This is a genomic window from Segeticoccus rhizosphaerae (assembly GCF_009192725.1).
Taxonomy (GTDB): domain Bacteria; phylum Actinomycetota; class Actinomycetes; order Actinomycetales; family Dermatophilaceae; genus Segeticoccus; species Segeticoccus rhizosphaerae.
Map to the genome: position 1 here is coordinate 21,321 of NZ_VOHR01000019.1, position 6,854 is coordinate 28,174.

6 protein-coding genes are annotated in these 6,854 nt (G+C 70.2%); 2 read left to right on the top strand and 4 right to left on the bottom strand.

Going from position 1 to position 6,854, the window contains the following annotated elements:
* Positions 1 to 32: 32 nt before the first annotated feature.
* The 3 genes from FRW57_RS03255 to FRW57_RS03265 are packed head-to-tail and all read right to left on the bottom strand — an operon-like array spanning position 33 to position 3,281.
* Positions 33 to 1,073, bottom strand: coding sequence for a Gfo/Idh/MocA family protein (locus FRW57_RS03255; RefSeq protein ID WP_203230193.1), 1,041 nt, complete (start codon positions 1,071 to 1,073; stop codon positions 33 to 35).
* On the bottom strand, positions 1,070 to 2,065 hold the full coding sequence (locus FRW57_RS03260; RefSeq protein WP_152185283.1) for a sugar phosphate isomerase/epimerase family protein: 996 nt from the start codon (positions 2,063 to 2,065) through the stop codon (positions 1,070 to 1,072). The genes FRW57_RS03255 and FRW57_RS03260 overlap by 4 nt, the downstream gene beginning before the upstream one ends.
* 34 nt (positions 2,066 to 2,099) lie before the next feature.
* On the bottom strand, positions 2,100 to 3,281 hold the full coding sequence (locus tag FRW57_RS03265) for a Gfo/Idh/MocA family protein (RefSeq protein WP_137119615.1): 1,182 nt from the start codon (positions 3,279 to 3,281) through the stop codon (positions 2,100 to 2,102).
* 131 nt (positions 3,282 to 3,412) lie between these two features.
* Between FRW57_RS03265 and FRW57_RS03270 the strand changes: the two genes are divergently transcribed.
* A complete protein-coding gene (locus FRW57_RS03270) occupies positions 3,413 to 4,423 on the top strand; it encodes a LacI family DNA-binding transcriptional regulator (protein ID WP_152185284.1) in 1,011 nt (336 codons plus the stop codon).
* Between the two features lie 17 nt (positions 4,424 to 4,440).
* Here the strand turns inward: FRW57_RS03270 and FRW57_RS03275 are convergent, their stop codons facing one another.
* Entirely contained in the window at positions 4,441 to 5,622 is a 1,182-nt protein-coding gene (locus FRW57_RS03275) for a phytanoyl-CoA dioxygenase family protein (RefSeq protein ID WP_152185285.1), read from the bottom strand.
* A 146-nt stretch (positions 5,623 to 5,768) separates the two neighbouring features.
* Here FRW57_RS03275 and FRW57_RS03280 point away from each other — a divergent pair.
* Positions 5,769 to 6,854: LacI family DNA-binding transcriptional regulator (locus FRW57_RS03280; protein ID WP_152185286.1), on the top strand; the 1,086-nt coding region annotated here is incomplete at its 3' end.

Consider the following 6,854-nt stretch of genomic DNA (forward strand, 5'->3'; position numbering starts at 1 on the left):
CGGTCTTGCCACGGAGGTCCGCCCGGAGGGTGTCACACCGGGGTCGGTTGACGTAGGGGCAGGCCGGCCGCGGCGTAGGCCGCATCGACGAGCTCCATGGACCGCACCGAAAACTCGGCGTCGGTGATGACCGGTGTCCCTGTGCACACCGCGGCCGCGAAGGCCTCGAGCTGGTAGGTGTAGCTGGATCGCCGGCCCAGGTGCTCGACGCGCTCACCGCCGGCAGCGCGCAGGACGAGCGAGTCGTCGAGGTGCGGGCGCGGGAAGTCGGGGACGTGGATCTCCCCGGCGCTTCCGGTGACGGTCAGGTGGAAGTCCCACTCGCTCGCTGCCATGTCGCTGCCGGCGACACCCGTCACCCCGGAAGGGAACTCGAGGTCCGCAAAGAGACACTCGTCCACCCCGTCCAGGTCGGCCCGTTCCCGGGCTCGACCCGACAGGACACGAGGTGACCCACCGGCATACCTCTGGCCGAGCAGGTGCAGGCAGGACAGGCTGTAGCAGCCGAGGTCCATGGTGGATCCGCCGGCCAGGTCGAGCCGCCAGCGCGGGTCGGCCTTGTCGGGGGCGGGCATCCGCAATACCGCCTCGAGGTGGCGCAGCTCGCCAACGGCGCCAGCGTCGATCAGCTCGCAGACCCGCTCGAAGAGCGGGTGGTAGGGGTAGTGGAAGGCCTCCATGAAGACCGTGCCCGCTCGCTGCGCGGCGGTCCGCACGAGCCGCGCCTCGGCCGCGTTGGCGGCGGAGGGCTTCTCGCTGAGCACGTGCTTGCCGGCGTCCAGGGCGCGCTGGTTCCACGGCCCGTGCAACCCGTTTGCCAGCGGGTTGTAGACCACCTCGACCTCGGGGTCAGCGAGCACGTCCGCGTAGCAGGCGTGGACGTGCTCCACCGCGTGCCGCTCCGCAAACTCCTTCGCCCGGCTCTCGTCACGTGCGGCAACGGCATACAGTCGGTGCCCGGTGGCAGCCGCCGGCTTGACGATGGACAATTCGGCGATTCGGGCGGCGCCGAGGAGCCCGATCCGCAGCCGAACCGCCGGTGCTGGCTGACCACCCGAGGAGCCGTCGGTCACAGGGCGGTCTCGGCGTCGAGCAGCGTCCTCGCGGCCGTGCGCAGGCCCTCCATCTGGTCGAGCTCCTGGTCCTCGTGCTCGATGTTGACGGCCATGTCAGGGTCCACCTCTCGGAGCGCACGCAGGAACTCGGTCCAGTATGCCGTGTCGTGGCCGCGTCCCACGGCGACAAAGTCCCACGACGACTGCTCCGGCCAGCGACTCAGCGAGTAGCGGCCGCCGAGAGGGAGGTAGGCGGGATCGTCCGGTGCGACCCGGGTGAACCGGTCGTCGAGGACCCCGTTGACCTTCGCTGCCTCGTTGATGCGGGTGTCCTTGGCGGCCGCGTTGACGACGAGCTCGCCGAGAGAGCGCACGGCGAGAACCGGGTCGATTCCCTGCCAGAACAGGTGGCTCGGATCCATCTCGGCGCCGATGTGGGTGGCGTCGACTTCGGTGACCAGCCGCTCGAGGGTGCCGGGGTTGTAGACCAGGTTGTGCGGGTGCATCTCGATCGCCACCTTGACGTCGGCGTCGGCCGCGCGGGCCTGGACCTGCTTCCACCAGGGAATCGCGACCTCGTTCCACTGGTAGTCACGCGCATCGAGCGAGGAGCTCTCCCACGGCAATACCGTCCAGCTGGGCAAGGAGGCGTGCGCATCCACACCCGGCAGGCCGGACATCGTGACGACACGCTTCACGCCGAGCAGCGCGGCGAGCTCGATCGAGTCGAGCACGTCCTGGCTGTGCTTGGAACGCACCTCCGGGTCAGCATGCAGCGGGTTGCCGTTGCAGTTCAGAGCGGTGAGGGTGATGCCCGCATCGGCGAAGGTGCCGAGGTAGTCCTGCCGTGCCTCCTCGCTGGCCCGAAGCTCCCCGGCGGGCAAGTGCGGCGTCCCGATGAAGCCGCCGGAGTTGATCTCGGCGCTCGTGAGGGCGAGCTCGCGCAGCGTGGCGAGCGCCTCGGGCAACGGCAGGTGGTGCAGGCAGGCGGTGTAGGCGCCGAGGTGCATGGCGAAGTTCCTTTCGACGAAGTGAGGATGCTGGTCAGGCCGGGACGTCGACGGCGGCGCCGCCGGTGACGGCGGAGCGCCGCACCGCGTCGATGACGGTCAGGTCTCGAACGCCGTCGGCGAAGGGCGCACAGCGCGGCAAACCGTCGATGCCGGCGACCTGCTCGAGCAGTGCCCGAGCCTGGTAGCCGAACAGGTCACCGACCCCGTAGGACACGCCCGGGAAGTCCATCGGCAGGCCGCCGCGCACGTAGGGGTGAGCCGGCCCCACGAGCACGGTCCGTGGCCCGTCGAAGCCGTCGTCCGCGAGGTCACTGAGGACCGAGAACTCCGCGGGCCGGTCCATGTCCCAGCTCAGCGAGCCCCTCGACGCCATCAGGTCGAATGCGAGTGAGTTCGCGTGTCCTGGGGCGATGCGGGAGATCGAGAAGGTGCCGACCGCTCCGGACGCGAAGGTGGCGGTGAAGGTGGCGACGTCATCATTCTCCACTGGTTCCAGCACGTCGCTGAGCTCGGCGCGGGCATGGCCGTAGGTCGTGCCGACCGGAACGGCTCGTTCGGTGACGCGCGTGGCGAGAGCAGCGCCGCCGACAGTGGCGATCGGGCCGCAGATGAACTCGGCGGTGTCGATCAGGTGGCTCCCGATGTCGGCGAGCGCACCAGTGCCCGCCCCTCCCTTGTAGCGCCACGTCATCGGAGCCCGGGGGTCGAGGGCATAGTCGCACCAGTAGCGTCCGTTGAAGTGCGATGCCTCGCCCAGTCGCTGGGTGAGTAGGTCTCGCGCCGCGGCCACGGCCGGCTGGCGGCGGTAGACGAAGCCGGTGGCGGCCACCTGGTCACGGTGCTTCTCCGCGGCGTCGACCATCGCCCGTGCGTCGTCCAGGGTCGCAGCAAGCGGCTTCTCGCAGAGCACGTGCTTGCCGGCATCGAGCAGGGACTCGGCGATCTCCCGGTGCAGGTGGTTGGCGACGACGACGCTGACCACGTCGACATCGTCGGCCTCGAGCAGCTCCCGCCAGTCGGTGCCGGATCGCTCGAAGCCATAGCGCATCGCTGCGTCGCGGGCGACGGCCTCGTTGGCATCGATGACCGCTGCGTAGTGAATGGGTGGTAACCGAGGATCGAACAGCGTGGGTGCTGTTCGGTATCCGGCGCAGTGCGCGCGGCCGGCCATGCCGGCTCCGATGACCGCGACACCGATGCGTTGCTGCGTCATGTCCATGCTCTCCTCGTGTCACCCGCGCACGTGATCTGGTATAAAGCGCTTTAAGAAAGCGTGGACCGTGTCCGTCCGGGTGTCAAGGCTTTGTCCGGACATAGGTGCCGGAGCAGGAGAGGAGGGCGTGTATGCCGCGTGCTCGCCTGGCCGACGTGGCCACCCGGGCGGGGGTGTCGACCGCGACGGCGTCGCTGGTCCTGCGCGACCGTCCGGGACCGAGTGCCAGCGCCCGCGAGGCGGTGCGGCTCGCGGCGGAGACACTCGGATACCGCCCCGACCGCACTGCCAGTGTGCTGGCCAGTCACCGCAGCCGGCTGGTCGGCGTGCTGCTCGACGTGAGCAGCACGTTCCACGCCGAGCTCGTCGACCAGTTGGACGCGGAGGCCACGCGGCACGGCTACGACCTCGTCCTGTCGACCGTGACCTCGGCTCGTGGAGAGCGCCGAGCCGTGGAGACGCTGGTGGACTTCCGTTGCGAGGGCCTGGCTCTGCTGGGCCCCACGATGCCCGAGAGCCAGCTGAGGGCGCTGGCCAGACTCTGCCCGGTGGCGGCGGTGGGCCGGCCGGCAGGAGACGGCTTCGACGGTGTGCTGGCGGCGGACCGCCCGGGCATGGCAGCGGCGGTGGACCACCTGGTCGGGCTCGGGCACGAGGCGATCGCCTACGTCGACGGACCGCGTGGGCCGATCGCCACTGCGCGACGGCGCGGTTACCGGGAGGCCATGCGCAGACACGGGCTGGGGGCCGCCGTCGACGTGCGGGCCGGTGGTGACCACGAAGCCTCCGGGATGGGCGCCGGGCAGGACCTGCTCGGGAAGCCTCGGACTCGTCGCCCGAGCGCGGTGGTGACCTTCAACGACCGGTGTGCCGTGGGTGTGTTGAATGCTGCGCTCCGCCATGGTGTGGACGTGCCGGGCGACCTGTCCCTGGTGGGATACGACGACAGCCCGCTGGCGCGTCTGGCGACGGTGGATCTCACCTCGGTCAGCCAGGACCCGGCGGCCCTGGCCACGGCCACCATGGACGCGTTGGCTGCTCGGCTAGACGGGGCGGCGGCCGGATCCCGGAGCGCGGCGGGTGAGACCGTCGTCGTCGCTCCGGCGCTCATCGTGCGCGGATCCACTGCTTGTCCAGCATGATCCGAGCCGACGCGGCGTCAGTTGCTGCGCGTCCGCCAAGCCTGCTGAGCGAGTTGACCACCGAGCTCCTCCGGTGAGGCGGAGGCGTCCAGCGCGTCCAGGACGGTCTGCGCCTGGGTGCGGGGCGACATACCATCGACCGGCTGGTCTCGATCGAGGTTGGTAGGGAAGGCGTAGCCCTCGGCGCTGGCAGCCACCGCGTTGGCGAGGTCGCGGCGGCTGGCACCGATTGCCTTGCGGGCCAACAAGGCCGGATAGACGGACAACACTACGCGCGTGCGGTCGACGGTCTCCATGGCGCGTCCGAAGGCCGACGAGACCTGCAGCAGGTTGGCCATCCGGTGCACGCCGGCCGAGTGGTTCGACCCGGCGGCGTGGAACAGCGCAGGGTTGAAGAACACCGCGTCGCCCTTGGTGAGGGGGAGCTGCACATGGTGCTGGACGAAGTAGTCCTGGAACTCCGGAAGCCAGTAGGCCAGGTAGCCGTGCGAGTACTTCTGCGAATGCGGCAGGTAGAGCGTGGGTCCCGTCTCGACCGGCATGTCGCAGTGTGCGACGGCGCCCTGGAGGGTCAGCACCGGTGACAGGGCGTGGACGTGCGCGGGGTAGGCGGCTGACACCTCGGGCGACTGGAAACCCAGATGGTAGTCGCGGTGGACCGTCTGTCCTGCGCCGCCCGGGTTGACGACGTTGACCTGCGAGGTGACCTGGTATGCCGGGCCGAGCCATGCGGAGGCAGCGAGAGCGAGCAGGTCGTTGGCGTAGTAGTCGACAAACGACTCGGGATCGGCGACCGCCAGCTTCTCCAGTGCGTTCCAGACCCGGTCGTTCGCCCCCGGCTTGGCGAAGTGGTCGCCGGCCCGGACACCCGAGGCGTTCTGATCGGTGATGAGCTGCTGGAAGGCCGAGGTGGTGCGGTCCACCACCTCGGGAGCGAAGGCGCCCTCGAACACCACGATGCCGGGCCCGTCGGACAGCGCTCGCGCGACCTCGCCCTCGACCTCCGTGCGACGGGCCGGATCGGCGATCACACCGCGCAAGCGGTCAGACGCGTAGACGACGACCCCTTGATCGACGCGCGAGGCATGGGGGTAGTCGGACAGTTCGGTCGGCTCGGCGAGCACCGCGAGCAGGTCCTCGAGGTGGCAGTCTTCGGCGCGGAGCCGACCGGCGATGGCGGCGGGTGAGGTGGTGGTCACGGGTCCTCCTGACGAGGTGCTGCGGGTGCACACGGGGATCTGCTCCCAGCATGCCGCCAGAACCAGGTCGGGAGACCGGCGAAATGACCTCAAAAAACCCTCATGACGTGCGAAGTCGGTGTCGTCCCAGACCCTACGATCAGGAGATGGCCAGAGGTCGCAGCGGCCCCCATGGGCCGCACCGGGTCGCGGACATCGCACAACAAGCCGGTGTCAGTGCCGCCACCGTCGACCGCGTGCTGCACGGGCGGGCCGGCGTGAGCGCTCGGGCGGTGTCCCAGGTCGAGCAGGCGCTGTTGGAACTGGACCGGCAGCAGACCCAGTTGCGGTTGGCCGGTCGCACCCTCCTGCTGGACCTGGTGATGCTGGCGCCGAGCCGCTTCAGCGCGGCGGTGCGGGAGGCTCTCGAGCAGGAGCTGCCGGGTCTACGGCCGGCCACGGTACGTGCGCGCTTCCACCTGCGCGAGAGGGGGGCCGCGGCTGATCTGGTCGACATCCTCGACCGTCTGGGCACGCGTGGCCCTGACTGCCAGGGACTCCTCCTCAAGGCGCCGGACGACCCCGGCGTGGTCGAGGCCGTGAATCGCCTGGTCGAGCGCCGCATCCCAGTGGTGACCTTGGTGACCGACCTGCAGGCGAGCAGGCGGACGGCATACGTGGGACTCGACAATGCCGCCGCGGGTGACACCGCGGCATACCTGCTTCAGCAGTGGCTCGGCCGACGGCGCGGCGCCGTGCTGGTGACGTTGTCCCGCTCCACCTTCTTCGGCGAGCAGGAGCGGCTCGCCGGATTCGAGGCCACGCTGGCCCGGGTGGACCCGACGCGTGAGGTCATCGTGCTCTCCGACGCGGACGGGCTGGACGAGGGGATGACCGGTTTGGTCCGAGGTCTGTTGCGCGAGCGACGCGACCTGGCCGCGGTCTACTCGATCGGCGGCGGAAACCTCGGCATCCTGGGCGAGCTGGACCGTGCTGGAGTCCACCCGCACGCCTATCTGGCACACGACCTCGACGAGGACAACGCCCGGCTGCTCCAGGCCGGCCGGCTCACCGCGGTGTTGCACCACGACCTGCGGAGCGACTTGCGGCGGGCCTGCGAGCAGGTGCTGCGCTTCCACCACCTGCTGCCCGGGGCGCCGACCTCCCGGCCGGCCCCGGTGCAGGTGGTGACGCCGTTCAACGTGCCGTCGCGACTGGGCGGGTCGGCGGAGGGCCGGCCGGCTCCGCCTGCG

What these genes read in the sequence shown, in the direction of transcription:
- FRW57_RS03260 (WP_152185283.1), bottom strand. Translation starts at nt 2,065, where the DNA reads ATGCACCTCGGCGCCTACACCGCCTGCCTGCACCACCTGCCGTTGCCC.
- FRW57_RS03265 (WP_137119615.1), bottom strand. Translation starts at nt 3,281, where the DNA reads ATGACGCAGCAACGCATCGGTGTCGCGGTCATCGGAGCCGGCATGGCC.
- FRW57_RS03270 (WP_152185284.1), top strand. Translation starts at nt 3,413, where the DNA reads ATGCCGCGTGCTCGCCTGGCCGACGTGGCCACCCGGGCGGGGGTGTCG.